Here is a 21,909-nt window from a genome sequence, read left to right as displayed (position 1 = left end):
AGGACAAGTTGGTGATCAGTTATCGACCGCTCTTTATTAACTATAATTCTTATCTTTGCGGCCTTATCGGCCATTCACTTGATGTATGTAGTTATAGGGAAGCTACAACCAAATAAGGATTATACGGGCATTGGCTTTCGTATCAAGACGTGGTGGGGAATGCTTTTTATCTTTTGCCTAGCTACCCTATTTAATCCCGTCGTCTCTCTGCTGTCTCTCATGGTGCTCTGCTTCTTTGCACTGAAAGAGTATTTCTCTATGATGAAATCACGAAAATCCGACCGCAGGCTATTTCTGTGGGCTTACTTATCCATCCCGTTGCAGTTCTACTGGATTTATATCGAGTGGTACGGAATGTTTATTGTCTTCATCCCGGTTTATGTATTCTTGCTCCTACCGCTGCCCAGAATGATTAATAAAGGCACGGTTGGTTTTATGCGTAGTGTCAGCTCCACCCAATGGGGGCTTATGCTGATGGTATTCGGACTTAGTCACTTAGCCTACTTTCAATTTGCTACACCGGAGTATGGGGCGGGGCTTGTGCTTTTTCTAGTAGTGCTAACGCAGCTCAATGATGTGGTCCACTATCTCGCATCACTTTATGTAGGGAAGCGGAAAATAGTTCCCACCGCCAATCCGTATTTGACTTGGGAGGGTTTCGCTTTCGCATTTGTCATCACAACAGGAGTTTCCTACCTAATCTATCCCTACCTGACACCGCTCAACCCAATCTTCGGGTTACTGTCAGGCATGTTGATCAGCTTGAGCGGCTTCTTTGGCAGTTTAACGGTTTCCGTGTTAAAGCGGGATCTGCTAATCGGCGATGGCGATAAATTCGTGGCATTGAAGCAAAGCCATTTAAGCCGGATCGATAGCTTAACCTACACTTCACCGGTCTTTTTTCATGTCATTCGTTATTTTTTCGACTTCATGTAGATCATCTGATGGGGAGCTTGAATCAGCCCTTCCATGAATGATTATGCAGTATCTTCACCATTTGTTCTTGCTGGCTGGCGAACTGCTTATATCGATGTCCGTTGGCGCCCGAGGGATGGGGAAATCCCCATAAGCAGCGTTGTTTATCAAGCTCACCTGCGGACACAAGGAGTTGAAGTATACTTTCCACTGTTTTTCCTAAGGGAATAATTAAGGCCCGGCTCAGTATGTTCAGCTCCTCACGCAAGGAAGATAATGCCTGCGCCCTGAGGAATGAATTTGAAAGTAGCTTGGGCTGGGCCCCACTATAATTTTTCTTATCCACGAACACGGGAAAATGTAATAAAGAGCTGGTGTGCAGGATCGTCTGCTGCTGCTGAAATAGTTCTTCACAAGAGGTTAGGTTCAAGTGTTGATGCAGTTTAAGTGTATCTAACATATGAATTAACGTGTTCCGCATGGAGCCTGCGAATCTCGCCGCTTCCTTCGCTGTCCTACATACCTCTTCATCTGACAAACCAGCCTCCAGACCTATGATCGCTTCTTGTATCGCTATGCCCATTTGTGTGAACCCGGGCGTTAACCCTATAATGATCACCTTAGCAGAAGGATTAATGTACTCATTATGGGGGGCATAATACATTTCCACCTTGCCATTACGCTCCATTAGAAGCTTATCCACCTGCAGATCCTGTTTAGTTAGCACTGTACCCTTCGGGAGTGAGAGGATCGCCGATTTATACTGTTGCAGATAGGTAGAGAGGAGCATATCATCTGCCTCACAGGTCTCTATTTGTTATCGAACCACTCACCAGTCGGCCTTCGTACCAGACGGCTTGGCGCTGCGCTCTTCGGGCTACTGCTTCAGCCGAACAGCTGGCATGCAGCAGCACAAAGCTAGCAGTGTCGCCAACCTTTGGCCATACCTGCTCGCCTTTTGGATCAAGGGGTGTTAATCCTCCTGTTATAAATCTGAGAGATTGAGATAATGCCAATTCATCATTGCAGCCGTACAACTCCGCGTAACGCCCTGCCTTCTCCAGTTGATCTCCATTTCCAAAAGGGGACCAGTGATCGGTAAGGCTATCTGTTGCCAGCTTCACTTTTACCCCTTGGCTGTGCAGCATCGGAAGTGGCATCATCATTCTTCCAATAGGCACTGTGGATGCAATAGTCATACCCAGTGATGCCATCCGTTTAGCTACCTCTTCTGCCTCTTGCTGCTGAGCTCCTGCGAACCAGAACGCATGACTGACCGTGACCTTTCCTTGCAAGCCAGCTTCTTCCGTCAGATCAGCTAACCGCGTCAGTGTTTTCTTTCCCGCTTCTTTTCCATCATGTAAATGAATATCAATGCCGGCATTACTCATCACTGCTAATTCCACCATCGTCTGAAGTGACTTCTCGATATCTCCATCCACCGTATAAGGATCTACTCCGCCTACAAAGGTTGCTCCCTCTGCCAGAGACTGTTTTACCAGCTGTACAGAATCCGAGCGCAGCAGGCCATGTTGCGGAAACGCCACAATTTCAGATGAAATTTTACCCGCGAATGCATTTAATGCTTGTACAGTCGCTTCTAATCGTTGCAAGCCGCTGACAGGCTCAATATTGCAATGGCTGCGCACATGTGTGGCACCAAACCCCTGAATAAGCGTCAGGATGCTCTCTGCTTGTTGTCTCGCCATGGGCAGCAGCTTAGGCAATAATACCTTCTCTTCCTCAATCCGTTCGAAAACACTGGACGCAGGCTTTACCGCTCTCCAAGGTCCATCGAAATATGTTTTATCTAAATGGATATGTGCTTCTTCGAAAGAAGGCAGCATCAACAACTCTTTACAGTCATATTTCGGGAGCTGGCTCTGAAGCTCGATGTCTGCTCCAACAACTTCTGAAATCTTATCCCCGTCAATGCGGAGATGACAAACCTTCGTATTCGTACCCGCTACTTGCCCATCCTCAATAACATAACCTTGTTCTAATCTTATATTGGTTAACCAGTAAGAAGCATTCAACATGCTACCCCATCCTTTTCTCAACAATTTATATAGGTACGGACCGCTTTACTCTAAATGTTACCATAGCCCTTGCCATATAAAAAATGATTGAGAAATTTCAATAGCTACAGATCAATCTGACCCCGATGTTTGACTCTGGATCTAGCTTCTCTACTATAATTAACTTCCTTGTTCAGCAGTTCATCTATCCGCAGACACTTCAGACCCTTTTTATCCATTTCTTTTAAGACTTCTTCTAATCCAGTGATCATATTCAAGGGCGCTTCTTCATCTGCCCACGGTGTATCTCCGCTGTCGTGTAGAACAATGATTGAGCCTGGTTTTATTTTTTTTATTAAGGCATCCTTTAATTGCTCTGCACTCAGTGACGCTTTCCAATCTCCGACCATGACAGACCACAATACGATTCGATAAGATTCTCTTAGCAAAAAGAAATCCCCTAGATTAAGAAGCCCCCAAGGTGGGCGGTAAAAGATAGGCCGCTCTCCTGTAATTCGCTCAACAATGTCTGCGGTGCGATCTACTTGCTTCCGTCTATTGGTCCAGGGGAACTGGATCCAGTTGGGTGTATGAGTATAATTATGAATGCCGATTTGGTGCCCTTCTCTGTGCATACGCTCGATCAGTTCCGGATATTGCTGCGCCTTTTTGCCCAATACGAAGAAGGTCGCTTTTATGCCATGCTCTTTTAATAGATCTAGAAGTTCAGGTGTATAACAAGGATCCGGACCGTCATCGAACGTAAACGCAATTTCTTTCTCTGCACCTACCTCCGAGTGAACCCCCCATCCCAATATTCGGGTAAGAGCAAAAGGAACGATCATATAAAGAACAATCACATCCACTGCTAAAATTATGAAGGCCCACATTAGGAAGCCGCCTCTGTCTTACGCGGGGCAAACCGCGCTTTCAAGGACTGCTTGCTAAGCACAAGCATCATGGGAGATAACTTCTCTGTGCTGTCCTCTACACGATGTTTCCCTTCCGGATGTAGCATGCGAAGTAAAAAACGAAGGTATATCCCGAACCAGTGCCGCTGCCATTTGGACTTGATGGGGCGCTGCTCAAAACCTATTCCATGAATAATCCCCCGGTGAAGCAGTGTAATCCCGGTTAGCGCGTTTACTTTGCTTAGTTCCGGATTGCTGTCTAGATCACGACTGATCTCCTTCATAGCCTCGCGAAGCATGCGTGCCGTACGAATTCCGGCCCGATCTGCGCCAAGCGTACGTGTCAGCTGCACAATCTGGCGATTGTCCAAATGAAGCTCACCCACCCAATCTCCCGGAAGTATCCGTTGCCCATCTTGGCAGACCAAACTTTCTCCGTGATATTTCAACACTACCAACTTACATATCCCATATCTACGCACGGACTGACTACGAAATTTGGTGATGACAGCAAATATGTTCTCCCACATCATCCAAAGGGATTGTGAGAATAATTTTATAAATGGAACTGAGGTTACCATCATTTTTCCTTCTTCCTGTTTAAGTTTATCTTCTAGCAAAATCCTTCACTAAACGCCGCGTATACCTGCCGATCATCTTTACCAGACTGTTTCCGAGATAAGCACCTATCCATAGAGACACTGCACCTAACAACATGAAGAAAAGTGAGATGTTGAATGTTTTATTTTCAATCCCAAATAGCGATATAGAGGACACATCTAATAAATACAGGACAGGTGACAACAAGAGAATAATAGGGGTCAAGTAAAAAAGAGTGGCACAAATGAGACTGACCATGCCGATTCCAAACTGCAACATCAACCCTAAAATCGCTCTCCAGTTATGTTCATCCAGAAACTCTGCCTTAACCCTTTCCCACAAGCTGCCTTCTTCTTGAGATCGGGTTGGGAGCGTGCGAACCGAGATATCCGTATAGACTTTAGTTCGAATTCGCTCATGCTGTAAAAAAGTCTCGGTAGAACGCAAAACATAATAAAGGATCGGGATCCCCACTAAGGTGAAGGACATCGAAACTCCAAAGGTAATGCCCACCAAATAAAAACAAAAGTAAAATAGCCCTGTGGCAAAAGTAATTAATAAGAAACAAAAATTTCTCACATGTTTCCGGATTATTTGATTCATGTTTTTCTCTCCCTCTCTGCAATAAAAAATTGTTCATAACTAAGTAACTCCTATGCTAGTGCTTTTGGTGTAAAATCGACCAGTGCCATAATGTCATATGACAAAAAAAACACCCTACTGCCTACTCCCACAAGGGAAAGCAAACAATAAGGTGCTTATCAATTTCAAATACTTCGGTCAGGATTAATCCGAAATGCTAAAAGCCTTCTCGACTGCCTCCTCACGGTTTCGTACCCCGAGCTTGGCATAGATGGTGGACGCGTAATTTCTCACCGTTCCATCGGACAGATATAGTTTAGCGGCAATAGATTTATAACGCATTCCCTTCGAGAGGCATTCTAGAATCTCCAGCTCACGCGGGGTCAGTCCATATTCATTACTCTTCTCTGTCGGTGGTGCCTCTGAAGCTGGATGCATCTCATAGTGATCAATTAATACATTCGTAATATCGGGTGTAATCATCTTTACGCCCCGATGTACAAGACGTATTCCTTCGAACAGCTCCTGCGGCTCGGTAGACTTTAGCAAGTAGCCATCTGCCCCGTTTTGCAGTGCTTCGACTGCCATATCTGCTTCTTGAAAAGTAGTCAGGATCAACACTCGTACCCCTGGCCACTTTTGCTTAATAAGCTTGGTCGCTTCCGCACCGTCCATGCCCGGCATATTTAAGTCCATCAGCACCACGTGAGGTTGTTCCTGCTCGCAGAAGCTTATCGCTTGTTCACCATTCTCAGCTAACCCATTGATCACAAAATCCGGCTCCTGCTCTAGAATAATTCGCAGACTATCCCGGATATAGGGTTGATCATCTACCAGCAATAAACGAATCGTTTCCTCCTGTATCTCTTCAAGCCTTGGTAAACTGCAGGTCACTAAGGTCCCTTCCCCTGGCTTAGAGTAGAAATACACTTGTCCTTGCAAGTTGGAGGCACGCTCCTTCATCGCATTCACACCAAATCCTGCTTTTAAATCTTCAGTGCCTAATCCATTATCCTGCACATCCAGCCGAATCAGCTTCTCTTCATAATGTAAGCTGATGACAATTTCACTGGCTTGACCATGACGTACAGCGTTGGTTATCGACTCCTGCAAACATCTGTATAATGTCATTTGGGCCTGCTTAGATACTGTATACGGCTCTCCGAATGTTCTTAAGCGAATCTTAACCTTGGAGAAGGTCTGGAAATCATCCACTAATTTCTGCAGGGACTGCATTAGCGTCAATGAATCCTCCGAAGCGCCCACATGGTGCAAATATCGCCGAACATCATCCAGGCCATTGCGGGTTAACTTTAACAAGGCATCTATTTTGTGCTCCCCTTCAGAAGTACTCACCTCCGAACGTAAAGTCTCTAGCCCCATAATAATTGAAGTATAAGAATGCCCCACCGTATCATGCAGATCTTTGGATAAACGATCTCGTTCTTCCAGAAGTGTCATACGTTCAACTTGCGAGATGTACTGCTCTAAAACAGCATTTTGCTCCTTAATAATTCTGCCCTGCTTGTGATTCACCACCAGTAAATGAAAAGCGAACCCAAGCGTATACACCAAACCCATGTTAACAATCATCGATACAGCATCCATTTGTTGTGACAATCTAGATAACATAATTGGAATCAAAATGACCGTGATCGGAGCTGTCCAACGATAGGACTTCTGTGCACTATTGCTGGCGATCATAAAAGCGATAGGCAGAAAAGTTACGTACGATTCAGGAAACAAAGCAGCCAAATATAAACAAAGCCCACCCGAAAAAAGGATCTCCGCGATCAGATAATACTTGTAATGCAGCTGCAAACAAAACCAAGGCACAGAAAAAGAGACCACGCCCCAAACAAACGCGATCCAGAAAGGAATCGTAAAATCCTCCGAAAGATAACACATGGTGACCAAAAAAGAAGTAGAAAAACAAATCCGAAACAGGAGGACGAGCCAATCGTACCAGAACCACTGTTTGACCAGATTAAACAAGGCATTTCCCCCTATATACTCTGCTGACTTAATCTTTATTATAGTGTAACCCCTTAAGGGCTCACTAGTTACAAAAAGTCATGAGTTGAGATGACATTTTTACTAATGGTGTAATTAGTGAATAGGTAGCCTTGTATACTTAGCATTAACGTAAAAAGGATGCCAACCCATTTAGGGAGGCATCCTTGATCAATCATATTCTTTAATACCAAGACTTAAAACTTAATTCTTGAAAATCCTTTGTCTGTCTTTACATATCCCACGCTATTCCCCACATAATTGAAATTAAAATTATCCTTCAGCCTGAAAGTATAATCTACTGCGAGCGTTTTAGGATTTAAAATATATGTTGCAGAACCAGGAAAGCTAAGCTCAATATTACCATCCTGTAATTGATATAACGAAACAAAAAATTCCGTCTCATCTTGTAGGGCTACTGTCTTAACCAATCCTTTTACATTATATAAGGACAGCTTCCCATTGGCATAAATCCCATATACCTCTCCCAGGGATGATATGACAGCATTACCTGCGACATCTCTACCCCACAGCAATTTACCTTTAGAGTCAAAACCAAATAGTCGGTTCCCTGTTTTGGGAAGATTAGCCCGAATTAGTACGGTCCCATCGGTGAGCACCTCGTTGTAATCGACTTCTGTATACGAATCCGCAGGCAACTGGTATGTAAATACTGAATTTAGCGAAGAATCAAGAGCCTGGATTCGCGAGCCTTTCCCACTTCCGTAATTTGTTTGAATGAGGATACGATTTCCTTTCCCTGCTACCGTCCCTTTGTAAGTTACGTTTTTTATTTTAGTTCCATTTTTATTAATTAAGGTTAGGGACCCAGAATAATTACCGGAACCATCAAACTCTCCTCGGGATGCAAAGACTAAATTGCCGTTATCAAGTCTATACAAGTATCCCTCTGCTTGAGATAAATTCACCTTCCATTTCCGTTTCCCGTCAGCTCCCACCGCGTAGATTTGAGTTGCGTCAGGAGAAAGATTATCTGTAAAAGTTATGTATACCGTTCCATCTGGTGACACTAAATATTCTTTGGATTCACGAAACATCGATGTACCAGGGTCTGCAAAATTAACCGACCACTTCAGCTTTCCAGTCTGTGTGTCATATGATTTCAGCGTATCCACTAACCATATCTTAGTTTGAGTAGCATGCTCTTCTTTGGTGTGTAGATACACTGTGTTTAATTTAGTAACCTCCATAGGATTGCCTTCCACACTCTCCAGCTCTCCCACAACATTCAGCTGACTCCATTGGGCATTCGGTAATTTGGTTACTGCTGCTGCAGCTTCTACAGTGCCAGAGGTCACCGTACTTGTAGTCATCAACAAGAGAGCAACCAACCCTGTAAATATTCCTTTTTTCAAAAATATCAACCTTTCTTTCCATATATAGTATGCATTCTGTTACTTTACTACCTTTTCTAAGGGACAACAAGATTATATTAAGCAGCTTTTTAAATCAAGACACAGACTGTATGATAGTACATATTATTTGTCCATAAAATTGTAGTAGACCAATTGAACCAATAGGACAGCCAATTCTATAACGTATGAATACTATCGGAGGAATAATAAACTATGTTAGCCGCACTACTTCATGGCATTGCACTGGCCTTTGGATTAATTCTTCCACTTGGCGCACAAAATGTCTTTGTACTTAACCAAGGGGCCTCGCAGCCACATTTTAAAAAAGCCATTCCCGTTATTGTTACAGCCGCTTTATGCGATACCCTGCTTATTCTATTAGCCGTATTAGGTGTTTCAGTCCTTGTGTTTGCCATCCCCGTTCTGCAGACCGCTTTATTTGCTGTAGGACTTTTATTTCTTTTGTATATGGGATGGTCTATCTGGAAAAGTACACCTACATCGTCAGCGCAAGACGCAACGCCTCTATCCTCCAAAAAACAAATCCTGTTCGCGCTGTCCGTTTCTTTATTAAATCCACATGCGATTTTGGATACTATTGGCGTCATCGGCACTAGCTCACTTAGTTACACAGGCGTAGACAAAGTTGTATTTGCTGGCGCGACTATCCTAGTGTCATGGATTTGGTTCTTTGGGCTGGCTGTAGCCGGAAAAACCGTAGGACAAATCGACTCAAGTGGCAAAATCATGCGGATTATTAATAAGATCTCCGCGATCATTATTTGGATCGTTGCTGCTTATATTGCCTTCAAGCTTTTTTAAGTGGAGGAAAAAGAATGCTGTACACCAATTTGCCGTATAATTATGTCCAATTTACACCATAATGTACTAGAATTTTGACTTACGGCGCAGAATGAGGTACATTACAATTTGGACGAACAATTAACAAACCAAAATACTATAATGTTCGCATTTAGAGGTGTAAATTATGAAAGAAGTATTCGATTATGAAGATATTCAATTAATTCCTGCAAAATGTATCGTAAACAGCCGTTCGGAGTGTGATACATCAGTCACCCTCGGTGGGCATAAATTTAGATTGCCGGTGGTACCTGCCAACATGCAAACCATCATTGATGAGAAGATCGCTATCTCCTTGGCGCAAAATGGCTATTTCTACATTATGCATCGTTTTGAACCGGAGAAACGTACGTCTTTCATCAAAGACATGCACTCCCGTGAATTAATCGCATCCATCAGCGTCGGAGTTAAAGAAGAAGAGTATGATTTCGTCGAACAATTATCCAAAGAACAGCTGGTTCCGGAATTCATTACAATTGATATTGCACACGGCCATTCCGAAGCAGTTATTCGGATGATCAAACATATTAAACAATACCTGCCTGCTAGTTTTGTTATTGCAGGAAATGTAGGAACACCTGAAGGCGTTAGAGAATTAGAAAACGCTGGAGCTGATGCTACTAAAGTTGGGATTGGACCAGGGAAAGTATGTATCACTAAGATCAAAACTGGATTCGGTACAGGCGGCTGGCAGTTAGCTGCACTACGCTTGTGTGCCAAGGCTGCAAGCAAGCCAATTATTGCCGATGGTGGCATTCGCACACACGGTGATATTGCTAAATCCGTACGATTTGGCGCTTCTATGGTCATGATTGGTTCACTATTTGCCGGTCATGAAGAATCTCCGGGTGAAACCATTGAAATCGCTGGGAAGCTCTATAAAGAATACTTTGGCTCCGCTTCAGAATACCAAAAAGGTGAAAAGAAGAACGTCGAAGGTAAAAAAATTGCGGTTGAGCATAAAGGGGCTTTAGCAGAAACCCTAAGAGAAATGGAGCAGGATCTTCAATCCTCCATCTCTTATGCAGGTGGCAATAAATTAGAGGCTATCCGTAATGTGGATTACGTTATCGTTAAGAACTCCATTTTTAATGGAGATAAAGTCTATTAATTGAATACACAGGTGGGCAGGATGACTTAGGTCAATCTTGCTCACCTTTTTTTATGGGAACGAGTTCCACTGGCCTACTTTGGGGTAATGGTAAGAATAAACTTCTACTAGATCACAATAGAGAGGATTATCCTTATGCGGCAAGCTATGATTATTATTAACCCCTCATCCGGCAAAGAGGAAGCCAGCCAATATGTCAGATATGCAACAAGAGTTCTAAGTGATAAAGACTACTCCGTTACGATCAAGGAGACGGCAAAAGAACTAGACGCCACTCGTTATTCCATCGCTGCTTGTGAGGAAGGTTATGATCTGGTGATCTCCATCGGCGGGGATGGCACGCTTCACGAGACCATTAATGGTCTTATCGATCAGGAACACCACCCAAAGTTAGGTGTGGTTCCTTTAGGAACGGCTAATGATTTCGCCCGCGCATTACAAATTCCACTGAATCCCGAAATAGCCATTCAAACCCTTGCCTCCTCAAATTTAAAAACAGTAGATATCGGTCGCTTAAATGACCGCCTATTCGGCAACGTGGTTGCTGTAGGTTCAATTGCCGGAGCATTATCCTCTGTATCCTCCGAAGATAAAACCAAACTCGGCTCATTGGCATACTTGAAAGAAGGTCTTAAACAACTTACAAGCCCTACAGCCCACCCCCTTGTCATTCACCATGATGAACAAATATGGCAAGGAGACTCCTTACTCTTTCTCGCCGTATTAACCAACTCAGTCGGCGGGTTCGAGAATCTAATACCGGATGCTGCGGTTGACGACGGTCTGCTTCATTGTTTTATTATTTTGGACCTCAGTATATTCAATACCATTACAGCCAGTATATCTTTACTGCTGGGTACCCTTAAGGATCATAAAGACGTTGTCTATTTCACAGCCCACAATGTAAGTGTAAGCTCTCCAGAAACCGTAAGAACCAATGTAGATGGCGAAGAAGGTCCAACTTTGCCTATTACGCTAAGTGTTCTCCCTCGTCATATCCAAGTCATTGTGCCAGAAGTGGACTAACAAACAAAAAGCAGTCCGGAACTCAAAAAGTTCCAGACTGCCCTTAATTTATGGACGCCCCGATCCATATCTTACTAATCAAATGACTAAGAAGTTATTTCTATTCCACTACAATAAATTTTTTGCCTAATAACCACATTCCGCCGCTAATCCCTAAGAAATAAATAGGCATCGTCAGTAATGAACCATTATGGAGAGCGCTCATTCCCCACGTCGCCAAGCTAACAAGCAAATAATAGCCCAAGCTGAATATCGCACCTGCTGTTCCTACAACATCCTGAAATTGAACAAGAGCAAGACTTAGACAATTAGGTAAAGCAATCCCTGCACCCATTAATAGGACAAACAGTGTTATTAGAATACATACGATCACTATCATATCCGGCAGCGAGTCAAGACTGCTTGCGATTGTTAATAGCAAGGCTCCGCTCGCCATTACTAGACAGCCGATATGGATTATTTTTTCTGGGGCATAGAGGGTTAATAATCTTTTGGAGATCATTGCGCCTACAATCGACGCCAAAGCCACAATAATGCCGAGAAAACCATAGACTCCTGGCGAAATCTGAAAGTGTTCAATAAATATAAAAGGAGCTTCAGCATAATAGCTGAACAAGATTCCGTTAATGCCTCCAATTAGTAACCCAAACACCAATACACGTGGCAATGCGAGCATTTTTTTGACTATAGGCAGAATAGCCACCTTTTTTCTCATGGAAACATCAGTGGTTTCTGGCAGCTTCCAAAAAGCATACATAAATAACAACACACTCATCATTACTAATGTAAAGAAAACCGCTCGAAAACCAAAAGCTTGATCCACCCATCCGCCAATTAACGGACCTACTGCGGGAGTAAAAGCAATGACCGCCGAGATTTGGGCAAACATAACATGCCGTTTATTCCCGGAGACACTCTCACGAAGAATGGTTTGGGTAATAATCGAACCTGTTGCTGCTCCAAACGCTTGTATAAACCTGCTGACTAACAGCAAATGAATGGATTCTGAGTAAAAACACATCAAGCTTCCCATACCGTATACAAGAAGTCCAGCCAGCATGGAAGATCTCCGCCCGATGAAGTCAGACAACCAACCCCAGCTAAAAACTCCTAAAGCAAATCCAATAAAATATATACTTAACGTTAACTGTACAGAACTATTGGTGGCCCCAAGTGCTACTGCGATATCCGGTAACGATGGAGTGTAAATCGTCTCACTAATTTGCGGAAAAGCCACAAGAACAATCATTAAAAGTAACGATGGTGCTGCATATTTTTTCATCTTATTTTCGCCCTCCTACAAGCTTATATCCTCGAACAACTACAAGAATATGAGCCTAGCTAGGGAAATGGGGGCATCATTATGGCAAGACGACTATAGATCATCATGTTAGAAAATCACCTTTCATTGTTATGCTTTCATGGTTTTATAGGAGGGCTTACCCGAAAGATATCGGGCAAAGATTTGAGTTTCAATTATTCAGCCAAAACATCATTATACACGGTAATAGAAAAGCTCTCAAACGAATCGCTTCGCCTGAGAGCTTATTTAGGTTAGGAATTTTGTTCTGATAATCCATGTATAGTTACGCCAACAGCGCTGGATTTCTTTTTGTCCTGAGAAGCATGTAGCTTTACCATCACAAATCTTGCAAACGGCTGTATCAATATACTTTCAGCGAACAGTGCAATCAGGAAATTTCTTGGCCAATTGGCTAAGAAGTGATTAAACGTTTGAGAACTCAACCCGTTTCCGATAATGTCTCCAATAAACGTCATACAAAATGACATTCCTAGTACGGTGAATAAGATACGGAATAGGATTTTGGCGTTGAAGCTATCTGTAGGTTGTGTGAATGTAGCTGTCAGCTTTTCGGCAATACGGCCAATAACAACAGGCTCAATAATCATGACAATTACCCAAATGATCGGAAACACCTTAAGAATCGTTAAGGCAACCTCACCATTAAATTCTCCAACCCCTAAAATGATATTTATTGAGGACATAAACAGTACCGTCAGTGTACAAATGATTGCACCATATAATGCCCCCTCCTTGCCGTTTCTTGGTAATCTTGCTTCTTGATTCATGATGTACTTCCTTTCAAAATTGTCGGTAATAGTTTGGCGATAGTTTTTAAGGGAGTTGTGGATTTTTGCGTTAGGCACAACATCATCGCCCCTTCGATCGAAGCCGTCATCCACAATGCCATCTCGGAGGCTGATTCCTGCGAATAACCTTCAGTTACAAGCTTATCGCAGTATATTCGTTCCATGTTCTCATAGAGCAAGCTACATGCCTGGCGGACAGGTTCACTCACCGTAGCCATTTCACTGACAATACTGCTAAAGGTATATCCGGTAATCGTGCCCTCAGTTTCTAAGTTGTGAATCAACTTGTCGATCATGGATTGTATAGCTTCTAACGTCGATGGATGCTTTTTAAAAATATCCTCAATATCTATCGTAATTGCTTCATTTAAGCCCTTTAAACAAGCAATTAATAGTTCTTCTTTTCCATTTGGAAAATGATGATAAAGCGCTCCTTTGGTTACATTACAGGCTTTTAAAATTTCATTCACGCCTACATTTTTATATCCTTTTTGCTGAAAAAGAAGTGTAGCTGTATCAATCATTAGCGATTTTGTATCCACAATAACGTACTCCCCCTAACATACCAACCGGTCTGTTTGTTATTATAACAATATAAAAATCATTAATGTAAGTCTTTTTTGCTTTTTTTCAAAAAATATTTCATTATTTTCATTTATAACAGCAAAAAAAACTTAGAAAATTGTGTAGAAAGTGGAATTGTTGCAGTCTCACTTGGATTAATGATATCATTCTGAGGAAACTTATCTTACTTTAAATATGAAGGAGGAATACCCGGTGAAAAAGAGATCGCTAAAATATTTATCTTTTGGTATTGGGTATTCTACTGCTGTTTTTTTCTAGAATTAATTATTGATAGGAGAGGTCTGTCAAAAATTAAAAGAAACTAAAAAACAGCGGAGATATATAACTTAGATATCGTTATGTATTTTCTATTTAAAGGAGAATTCACAAAATGAACTTAAATAATAATGTTATTACAAGATATAATCCAGAAAATATTGCTAAACCTGTTGGTAACTATAGTCATGTAACAAAAATAAGTAGAAATGCAGAAATGTATGTATTTTCTGGCCAAATTGGAATCGATCAAAACAATCATATCCCTACAGATTTTAACCAACAGGTAACAAATACGATGAGTAATATTGTTGAAGTCCTTTCTTCTCAAAGGCTAACACCTGATAATGTAATCAAAATCAACATTTGGGCTACGGAAGAAATCGATTGGAACCATTTCTATGAAATTTGGAATAAAGTATTCGGTATGACACCTCCTTCAATGACAATTGCTTATATTAAAGGATTAGGGTTACCTGAATTAAAAATTGAGCTAGATGTATGGGCTGCTGGTTAAACCCTAAATCAAGAGGGACTAATTTAATATTCTGTACACCAAACGAGCCTAAGAAGAAATTCTAAAGGCTCGTTTTTCTAACCCCCCTCTATAACAGCAAAAAGGGCTCAGTTTCCTGAGCCCGTAAATACTTACCCTACTATGTTTTTATGTCTGAAGAATTGTCCCAACACTCCACGTTTTCCAGACCTTCTATGCTATCTTTATAAAAGACAGGGTCCTTCCCTGCGCGCTTCTGGCGCTTATAATCCTGCAGGGCGGCAAAGGCCACTTTAGATAACAAAAGGATAGCGATCAAATTCACGATGACCATGAAGCCCATAAATAAATCAGCCAAATCCCATACCAATTGAACTTTAGCTACGGAGCCAAAAATAATCATCGCCAAGACGCTGTATCTATAGAATAGTAATACTTTTTTATTGGAGTTCAAGAATTCTATATTGGTCTCACCATAATAATAATTTCCGATTAACGTACTGAAAGCAAACAACAAAATCATGATCGCTAGGGATCCAGAAGCCCACGAACCAATATGTTCGCTTAATGCCGCTTGTGTCAGCTTAATTCCATCCAGCCCTGGCTGTTTATACGCATCGGATAACAAGATAATAAAAGCAGTACTCGAACAAATAAGTAACGTGTCTGTAAGTACACCCAGCGCTTGCATCAGCCCTTGTTTCACCGGATGACTAGTTGTTGCAGTTGCCGCAGCATTCGGAGCACTACCCATCCCCGCTTCGTTGGAGAATAGTCCTCTTTTCACCCCTTGCAGAATAACTGCCCCAAAAGATCCCCCCGCGATTTGTTCAAATCCAAAAGCACTTTTCACAATAAGCGCCAGAATCGCCGGTATTTCCGTAATATTAATTAACATAATAATAACAGCAGCCCCAATATAGATCCCTGCCATAACCACTACAATATACTCGGACATTCTAGCAATACGTTTAACCCCACCAAAGATAACAGCCGCAAAAGCAGCAGCGACTACAAGTCCAAGAATCACCCGATTAGTGCCAAATGAATTCTCAAAGGCCACTGTAATCGTATTGGATTGAACTGCATTAAATACAAGACCAAAGGATAACGTGATCAGAACCGCAAATACCGCGCCCATCCAACGTTTTTTCAGGCCTTGCTCCATATAATAGGCGGGACCCCCACGAAATCCAGTCTTGTCCTTCACTTTATACACCTGTGCCAGAGTACTTTCAATAAATCCGGACGCTGATCCAATAATAGCTATGACCCACATCCAAAAAACAGCGCCTGGTCCACCTATTGCGATAGCAATTGCGATCCCTGTAATATTCCCTGTCCCAACCCTTGCTGCCATACTGATACAGAAAGCCTGAAACGACGAAATGGAATCTTTTGACCTTTCATTGGACTCTTTAAGAACCCTAAACATTTCTTTAAACATGCCAAACTGAACAAACTTTGATCGAATGGTGAAATAAATTCCACAAACAATAAGCAGAACCACCAAAATTTTCGACCAAAGAAAGTCATTTGTTGTACTAATCATACTGTCTAACATTTGTTGCATGTAAATCCGCCTCTCCATTGTGTCGATACCCAGTTGCTAAACCTTAAGTTACATAGTATTTTCAAATATAACAGCCCTTATTTCAAAAGCCAACAAAAAAAATTAGCCAGCAACACCATACCTTACACCGGTGTGAGAGCTATTTCTCCATCTTCATCTGAGCTCACAAGCTCCTTTAGAATAATCTAGGTATTATAAAAAAATGAAAAAGCATCCGGTGGAAGAAATGTATGACTACAATGTATGCGCGTATTTATATCGTGGAGAACATTTGGTTTGATTTGATTTCAGGACGAACGAGGAACGAAGCTATAACATCAGCAGCACAACTAGTGCCCTTATTAGCCGCAAAAGATATTGAAGAAATGGCTGTCCTCTATCATGAGCTAGCCAGCAAAAATAAAATCGTTCTGGCTAGTCAAAAAGATAAGGATCCCACCGTTGTTTTGGACCATCCAACTATGGGATCGCTTGAGACATCCATTTCCGGGGTTATCTCGAATAATCATAGAGCAGATATTTTCGAGGTATTAATTAGCCACAGCTTTAAAATATTGGTACACCTGATTTAACTTCTTATCATGTTTCCCTTTTGGACTCTCCATATTCCCAAATTCGAAAAACTTCACTTTCTTGATGCCACAATATTGAAATAGTGCTTTTCTCATCAGCACTTTATGGGAATTATTCAGCCAATATAAAGGATAAAGGGTCGGCCCCTTCATGCTGGAAATGCAAACCACAGACTTTCCTTTCAGCAGCCCTTCGGGGATGAGACCACCCTTTTCTCTGTAAGCGAAATTAGAAGCAAACATTTGGTCAATATAACCGAGCAACATCGCGGGAGGACGTCCCCACCAGATTGGATACACAAACACAATTTTGTCGGCCTGACGAATCTGCTCCCGATACTTCTCGAGCTTGGGATCGATATGCATGTCTCTTCTACGTTTATTTTCATTAAAGACCAGCACAGGATCAAATTGCTCTTCGTAAAGATCAAGGACCTCTATCTTCGTGATCTTTTGATTCTCATTACTTCCCTGAATGACTTTATTGAAAAAAGCATAACTTAAACTTTTATGATTCGGATGTGTATAGATGACTAAAACGTTCATTGCTCCACCTCTTTAATTATCATTTGATAACAAAATGGTATCACAACCGTTATTTAGTTGTCAAATGATAATTGTATTATGATAATTATTTTGTTAAGGTTTACAATAAGAGGTGATCCTTATGGACAAACAAGCGTTTTTTCAGAAAATTGTTACCTTTACGACAGCAGTCCATGAAGTAACATTTGACTTTACCAAAGATGTTAGACCGGAAGGCATTACGCCCGTTCAATATAGTATTCTGGAATATATTGCGGTTAGCCAGCCTGTTACCCTCAGCCAAATCAGCGATTGTAAGAATATCTCTATGCCGAATACCAGCCGTGAGCTCAAGAAATTAACAGAAAAAAACCTGTGTGAGAAGCTTGATGTCGCCGAGGACAGGCGTAAGCAAATGATCCGGTTGTCTGATGCTGGACAAGCGATGATGAACGAGGCTTTTGAGCGGATCGGTGAACGTTTTCTGAACCGGATTAAAGAGGTTCCCCCAGAGGAATTAGCCGAGATTAACCATGCTCTCGATATCCTGCAATCTAAGGTGTTTAACACCCAGCAATGATCTGAGAAAAAGACAGCAGAGCAGCGGTTCCCCATTAATGGGAGCACCGCTGCTCTGTGTTTTGGGTCGATGATTAGCTGACTCAAGACCGATTATTGGCTAGTTAAAGCCTAACGAAATCGAATCAGCCTCACCTTCAGCTAAATCGCCGAATCGCACTCGTCCACTGAGGCTTTCGGACCCAGATGACGTTATTGGCATGTTTTTAGCCTTTTGTGCGTAGTTTCGGACTCCAGCGACGCTATTCCTATGAATCGAGTTCATATTGGGTGTTTTTTATGCCAATAGCTGCTATGCGGTCCGTTGGCATTCCAAATATGCGAAAAAGCTGCATTTAAGGTCAGCTGAGTCCGAAAGACGCTTCCCTAATAATCCCCTAATAGAAATAGGCACTCCTCTTAAGGAATGCCTTGATTGGATTATAAGTATTCTTAGCCGGCGAAATAGACTATTTCACCAGTCCGCTGATAAAGGTCTCAAAATTGTCAGCCAAACGTGTGATTTTGTATTTGTTATCCCGATCTACATGAATAACCTCAGGTTCGCCATCATTCCCGAATTCACGGTAATCCAGCATCACCACTTCATTCTCAGAAGGACAATCACAAATCACCACACCAACTTCAGGATAACGTCCATTTTCAATCACAGTCCGGCTGCCTGAAGCCCCACACAGCGACTTATTCTTATCTCGTCCAATTCCGAGGATACCAGAAATCGTAATAAATTCTCCTGTTCCCGGAATCGGATAACGATTGTTATGAGGAATTCCCCCATTATGTAACTTCATCATATCCACATAGGAAGCAGGCAGCTTGAAGACCAGCTCTTCTTGTACAGAAGTAATCAATGCATCTGAAGGCGGGTCAGAAATATATTCTGAGAACGCATACTCGCTGTCATCCCAGAAATTAGTGGTATCCAACGCTATTACAGGCTTCTTAGCAGGTTTGTTTACAGGCTTTTTCGCAGCTTTTTTAGCCAATTTACGTTTGATCCAGCCCAGAAACTCCAATGTGTCTTCATCATCAGGTTCCAGCTGATCGGCAATCGTAAACGCTTTTAAAGCTTCGTCATATCTTTTCAGATAATAATAAGAAACCCCGATACGGTAATGCCAGAGCGGGTCACCTTCACCCTCTTCTTCAATGCTCAAATACTGCTCTAAAGCCTCTTCATATTGCCCGAGATTATTAAGCGCCCTGCCCAAATGACTAGTTAGAACATAATCTCTTTCCTCTTCAGGAATTTCCGTGATTGCATCCACGATTTCTTGAAATTCATCTTCCTCATGCCATTCATCCAATTTTGCCAATAACTCATCACTCATCATTAATACCTCCTATTAACGATCACTCAAAATACCTATTAGAAATTATACCATTTCTAACCTATGCCCAGCCAATAACGCATGTCCTAGCCCTATCAATCAAAAAGCAACTTCCCTTTTTGCTGTGAAAAACAGACCGCAGCGTTTATCTGCGGTCTGTTTTTCGTATACAGAAAACCATTTTAATTATGGTAACTATAATTGCTGCTTTCTATCCTGCCTTTACGACTGCATCCCGTTTTCGATCCTCTGCAGGAACTCTTCAACGGCACTATAGCCAAGCTGTTTAAGGTACCAATTGTTCGCAGCCGCCTCGATCAGGCCAGCCACGTCGCGGCCAGGCTGAAGCTGAATTTCAATATGCGGAATTTGCACGCCAAGATATTCTGTGAACTGGGGTTCGATTTCGAGCTCATTATTCAAGGAATTCTCCCGCCATGGTGACAACTCGATGTCGAGTACAATTCGTGTCTCTTCCTGAAAAGCTCTACGCCCGTACTGCCGTACAACATTGATCAGACCAATACTACGCAGCGCTAGGAATTCACGGGTCGTTTCATTATGCGTGCCGAGAAGCGTCGCCGGTCCCAGCTTCTTAAGCACAACTACATCATCGGCCACAAACCGATGGCCTCTTCTAATGAGCGTGTGAGCGGTTTCGCTTTTTCCGATCCCGGACTTGCCTCTCAATAGGACACCTATGCCAGACACGTTCACACACACTCCATGAATTGAAAGTTCTGGCGCCAGCGCCTTCACCAGATAAGTATCAATCTTTGCGATGAACTCTGACGTCGTCTCTTCCGTCCGAAGTAGTGGTATACCTTCTTGGTCGCAGAATAAAGTCAAATAGGGAATCTCCTGCTGACCCGTCGTCACAATAAAGCATGGGGGATGGTACTTAACGATATTGCCAATATGTAACTTGCGTTGCTCAACGCTTAGCTTTAGCAGATAATTGATTTCTTTACGGCCCAACACTTGTACTCGCTTCATGGGGAAAAAGTCGAAGTAACCCACGAACTCCAGGCCAGGTCTATGTGTCTTAGAGCGAGTGATCTCGCGGTCCATGCAGCTAGCACCCGCAAGCACTTCCAGCTTAAACGTTTCCGTAAGGCTTTGAACGGTAATCGATTTCAATGTTGTTCTCCTCCTGTGGCTACGTATTTTGAATACGTAATACGGTTACCGGGATATATTCAACGACGAATAGAATGATTCCTGCAAAAGAAATAGACAGATCATGAGATATTAACAACTATGTTCCTTCAAGAAAATTAATGAGGTATATCTCCGGTTGCGTGAGAAAATCTGCAAAACTACATAAATCCGCGTACGTCTGATGTTCCACGTCGTAACAGCCTATCAGGCCTTTTTTCTTCGGATTCCACATAAGCAGCAGATCAGAGTAATTATCTATGTCGGCTGACAGACGGAGCAGCTTTTGCCGGCCGATTTTTATTTCAATGGTATCAGTTAATGTGAAAAAGTCGATATATCTAATTTCATATTCATTTTGTGTTAGCTCAAGACGCAGTTTTGTTCCAGTAAGAAAGCTAACCAATTCATCAGACAATTTATATTTTCTCAGCTCAAACTTCTTATTCTCGATATCATGAAATTCAGCCGGCTCTAGCGATTTCAAAAAGTCAGCCAAAGCTGTATTCTTATTGCTCACTGCAATGGTGTAAGGACGATCACCATCTTTTTCCGCCAGGGTAACGTCTGCGCCACGTTCAATCAAATATTGTACCATCGCTTGATTACCCATTCTTGTGGCAACTGTTAACGGAGTGGCTTGATAAGGATAGACCATATCGGAATTGTTGTAATTAATGTCCACCCCATGATCCAGTAAATAAGCAACGGTCTTAAGGTCGTGATCTGACACCGCTTTGCGTAATACAGCCCCACCATGCTGCTTAATATCTAATCCTAGCTCATGTATGAGCGGGATATTGTTTTTGTTGCCATAGTAGGCCTGCGAATATGCACCTGACTTGACCTGATTAAGCTTGTCCAGTTTGGCCCCTTGTGCTGCAATATAGCGGACGATATCTTCTTTGCAATAGCGGACCGCGAACAAAAAAGCCGGATTATTCTTCACATTCAGATTTACACCGTGCTGTACCAGCAGCTTTATGACATCCATTCTCTCTGATATAAGCGCCAAAGCTAACGGGGTTAACGTAGTATATTGGCTAAGGACGATTCCCTCTTCAATATCCCAGCCTGCTCTAATGGCAGCCTCTAATTCCGGAATATTTCCATTGTAAATATGCATGGCCATTTGCGGCAGTTCCTCGAACTTCCCTATATCCTTCAGACGGATCATCCATTATCCACTCCTACTTCAAGTATTATGAAGAGTATAGAGAACCGTATAGTAAAAAACAATCCAAACTAAGGATGTTGTTCTAACAAATAGTCCTCATAATGTTCAGATCCGCAAGATTATTGCTGCTATT

General features: G+C 42.3%; 22 protein-coding genes. 7 read left to right on the top strand and 15 right to left on the bottom strand.

The features are described from left to right. Positions 1-21: 21 nt before the first annotated feature. Entirely contained in the window at positions 22-936 is a 915-nt protein-coding gene (locus tag MHH63_RS24825; RefSeq protein WP_076132799.1) for a phosphatidate cytidylyltransferase, read from the top strand. 22 nt (positions 937-958) lie between these two features. On the opposite strand, the gene MHH63_RS24820 is transcribed toward MHH63_RS24825, so the two are convergent. The 7 genes from MHH63_RS24820 to MHH63_RS24790 all read right to left on the bottom strand — a co-directional run bounded on the left by MHH63_RS24820 (position 959) and on the right by MHH63_RS24790 (position 8,415). Then, complete coding sequence (locus tag MHH63_RS24820; protein WP_280753210.1) at positions 959-1,642, bottom strand: uracil-DNA glycosylase family protein; 684 nt, start codon at positions 1,640-1,642, stop codon at positions 959-961. A gap of 73 nt (positions 1,643-1,715) precedes the next feature. Next, positions 1,716-2,954, bottom strand: a complete 1,239-nt coding sequence (locus MHH63_RS24815) for an amidohydrolase (RefSeq protein ID WP_076191571.1) — start codon at positions 2,952-2,954, stop codon at positions 1,716-1,718. A gap of 104 nt (positions 2,955-3,058) precedes the next feature. Continuing rightward, positions 3,059-3,823, bottom strand: a complete 765-nt coding sequence (locus MHH63_RS24810; protein WP_076220092.1) for a polysaccharide deacetylase family protein — start codon at positions 3,821-3,823, stop codon at positions 3,059-3,061. After that, positions 3,823-4,428, bottom strand: a complete 606-nt coding sequence (locus tag MHH63_RS24805; RefSeq protein ID WP_254847726.1) for a YkoP family protein — start codon at positions 4,426-4,428, stop codon at positions 3,823-3,825. Before MHH63_RS24805 ends, MHH63_RS24810 begins: the two co-directional genes overlap by 1 nt. A gap of 22 nt (positions 4,429-4,450) precedes the next feature. Then, the gene (locus MHH63_RS24800) at positions 4,451-5,047 is read right to left on the bottom strand and encodes a sensor domain-containing protein (protein ID WP_076124185.1); all 597 of its coding nucleotides are present in this window, start codon (positions 5,045-5,047) and stop codon (positions 4,451-4,453) included. Positions 5,048-5,230: 183 nt separating this feature from the next. Then, positions 5,231-7,021 carry a hybrid sensor histidine kinase/response regulator transcription factor gene (locus MHH63_RS24795; RefSeq protein WP_341172203.1) on the bottom strand — a complete coding sequence of 597 codons (1,791 nt, stop codon included), beginning with the start codon at positions 7,019-7,021 and terminating at the stop codon, positions 5,231-5,233. 215 nt (positions 7,022-7,236) lie between these two features. Beyond that, positions 7,237-8,415, bottom strand: a complete 1,179-nt coding sequence (locus tag MHH63_RS24790; RefSeq protein ID WP_341172202.1) for a hypothetical protein — start codon at positions 8,413-8,415, stop codon at positions 7,237-7,239. 213 nt (positions 8,416-8,628) lie between these two features. Here MHH63_RS24790 and MHH63_RS24785 point away from each other — a divergent pair, with 213 nt between their 5' ends. From MHH63_RS24785 to MHH63_RS24775, 3 genes are all read left to right on the top strand, one after another. Next, positions 8,629-9,237 (top strand): LysE/ArgO family amino acid transporter, encoded by a 609-nt coding sequence (locus MHH63_RS24785; RefSeq protein ID WP_341172201.1) that lies wholly within the window; start codon positions 8,629-8,631, stop codon positions 9,235-9,237. Between the two features lie 166 nt (positions 9,238-9,403). Beyond that, entirely contained in the window at positions 9,404-10,387 is a 984-nt protein-coding gene (guaC, locus tag MHH63_RS24780; protein ID WP_036682307.1) for a GMP reductase, read from the top strand. Positions 10,388-10,522: 135 nt separating this feature from the next. Next, complete coding sequence (locus MHH63_RS24775) at positions 10,523-11,413, top strand: diacylglycerol/lipid kinase family protein (protein WP_076278239.1); 891 nt, start codon at positions 10,523-10,525, stop codon at positions 11,411-11,413. A gap of 100 nt (positions 11,414-11,513) precedes the next feature. On the opposite strand, the gene MHH63_RS24770 is transcribed toward MHH63_RS24775, so the two are convergent. From MHH63_RS24770 to MHH63_RS24760, 3 genes are all read right to left on the bottom strand, one after another. After that, positions 11,514-12,695, bottom strand: coding sequence for a multidrug effflux MFS transporter (locus MHH63_RS24770; protein ID WP_076124195.1), 1,182 nt, complete (start codon positions 12,693-12,695; stop codon positions 11,514-11,516). Positions 12,696-12,967: 272 nt separating this feature from the next. Continuing rightward, positions 12,968-13,504: a DUF2798 domain-containing protein gene (locus MHH63_RS24765; RefSeq protein WP_036682312.1), complete on the bottom strand. Its 537-nt coding sequence runs from the start codon at positions 13,502-13,504 to the stop codon at positions 12,968-12,970. Beyond that, on the bottom strand, positions 13,501-14,067 hold the full coding sequence (locus MHH63_RS24760) for a TetR/AcrR family transcriptional regulator (RefSeq protein ID WP_076179246.1): 567 nt from the start codon (positions 14,065-14,067) through the stop codon (positions 13,501-13,503). Before MHH63_RS24760 ends, MHH63_RS24765 begins: the two co-directional genes overlap by 4 nt. Positions 14,068-14,480: 413 nt before the next feature. Between MHH63_RS24760 and MHH63_RS24755 the strand changes: the two genes are divergently transcribed. Further along, on the top strand, positions 14,481-14,882 hold the full coding sequence (locus MHH63_RS24755) for a RidA family protein (protein ID WP_036682315.1): 402 nt from the start codon (positions 14,481-14,483) through the stop codon (positions 14,880-14,882). Between the two features lie 139 nt (positions 14,883-15,021). On the opposite strand, the gene MHH63_RS24750 is transcribed toward MHH63_RS24755, so the two are convergent. Further along, on the bottom strand, positions 15,022-16,434 hold the full coding sequence (locus MHH63_RS24750; RefSeq protein ID WP_339188962.1) for an alanine/glycine:cation symporter family protein: 1,413 nt from the start codon (positions 16,432-16,434) through the stop codon (positions 15,022-15,024). 230 nt (positions 16,435-16,664) lie between these two features. On the opposite strand from MHH63_RS24750, the gene MHH63_RS24745 reads away from it, so the two are divergent. Further along, the gene (locus MHH63_RS24745) at positions 16,665-17,006 is read left to right on the top strand and encodes a hypothetical protein (protein WP_339170520.1); all 342 of its coding nucleotides are present in this window, start codon (positions 16,665-16,667) and stop codon (positions 17,004-17,006) included. Here the strand turns inward: MHH63_RS24745 and MHH63_RS24740 are convergent. Next, entirely contained in the window at positions 16,965-17,552 is a 588-nt protein-coding gene (locus MHH63_RS24740; protein ID WP_036682318.1) for an NAD(P)H-dependent oxidoreductase, read from the bottom strand. The genes MHH63_RS24745 and MHH63_RS24740 overlap by 42 nt on opposite strands. A gap of 121 nt (positions 17,553-17,673) precedes the next feature. Here MHH63_RS24740 and MHH63_RS24735 point away from each other — a divergent pair, with 121 nt between their 5' ends. Then, entirely contained in the window at positions 17,674-18,111 is a 438-nt protein-coding gene (locus MHH63_RS24735; protein WP_076124207.1) for a MarR family winged helix-turn-helix transcriptional regulator, read from the top strand. Between the two features lie 448 nt (positions 18,112-18,559). On the opposite strand, the gene MHH63_RS24730 is transcribed toward MHH63_RS24735, so the two are convergent. The 3 genes from MHH63_RS24730 to MHH63_RS24720 all read right to left on the bottom strand — a co-directional run bounded on the left by MHH63_RS24730 (position 18,560) and on the right by MHH63_RS24720 (position 21,776). Next, positions 18,560-19,441, bottom strand: coding sequence for an SMI1/KNR4 family protein (locus MHH63_RS24730; RefSeq protein ID WP_076301522.1), 882 nt, complete (start codon positions 19,439-19,441; stop codon positions 18,560-18,562). Between the two features lie 222 nt (positions 19,442-19,663). Next, the gene (gene hprK / locus MHH63_RS24725) at positions 19,664-20,581 is read right to left on the bottom strand and encodes an HPr(Ser) kinase/phosphatase (protein WP_076124211.1); all 918 of its coding nucleotides are present in this window, start codon (positions 20,579-20,581) and stop codon (positions 19,664-19,666) included. Between the two features lie 118 nt (positions 20,582-20,699). Continuing rightward, positions 20,700-21,776 (bottom strand): ankyrin repeat domain-containing protein, encoded by a 1,077-nt coding sequence (locus tag MHH63_RS24720; RefSeq protein WP_076301523.1) that lies wholly within the window; start codon positions 21,774-21,776, stop codon positions 20,700-20,702. Positions 21,777-21,909: the final 133 nt, after the last annotated feature.

Origin of the sequence: Paenibacillus sp. FSL H3-0310, assembly GCF_038002785.1 — a bacterium.
Lineage (GTDB): Bacteria > Bacillota > Bacilli > Paenibacillales > Paenibacillaceae > Paenibacillus_AQ > Paenibacillus_AQ odorifer.
Note: the sequence above shows the minus strand (reverse complement) of the source record. Positions and strands in the feature narration are given on the sequence as shown.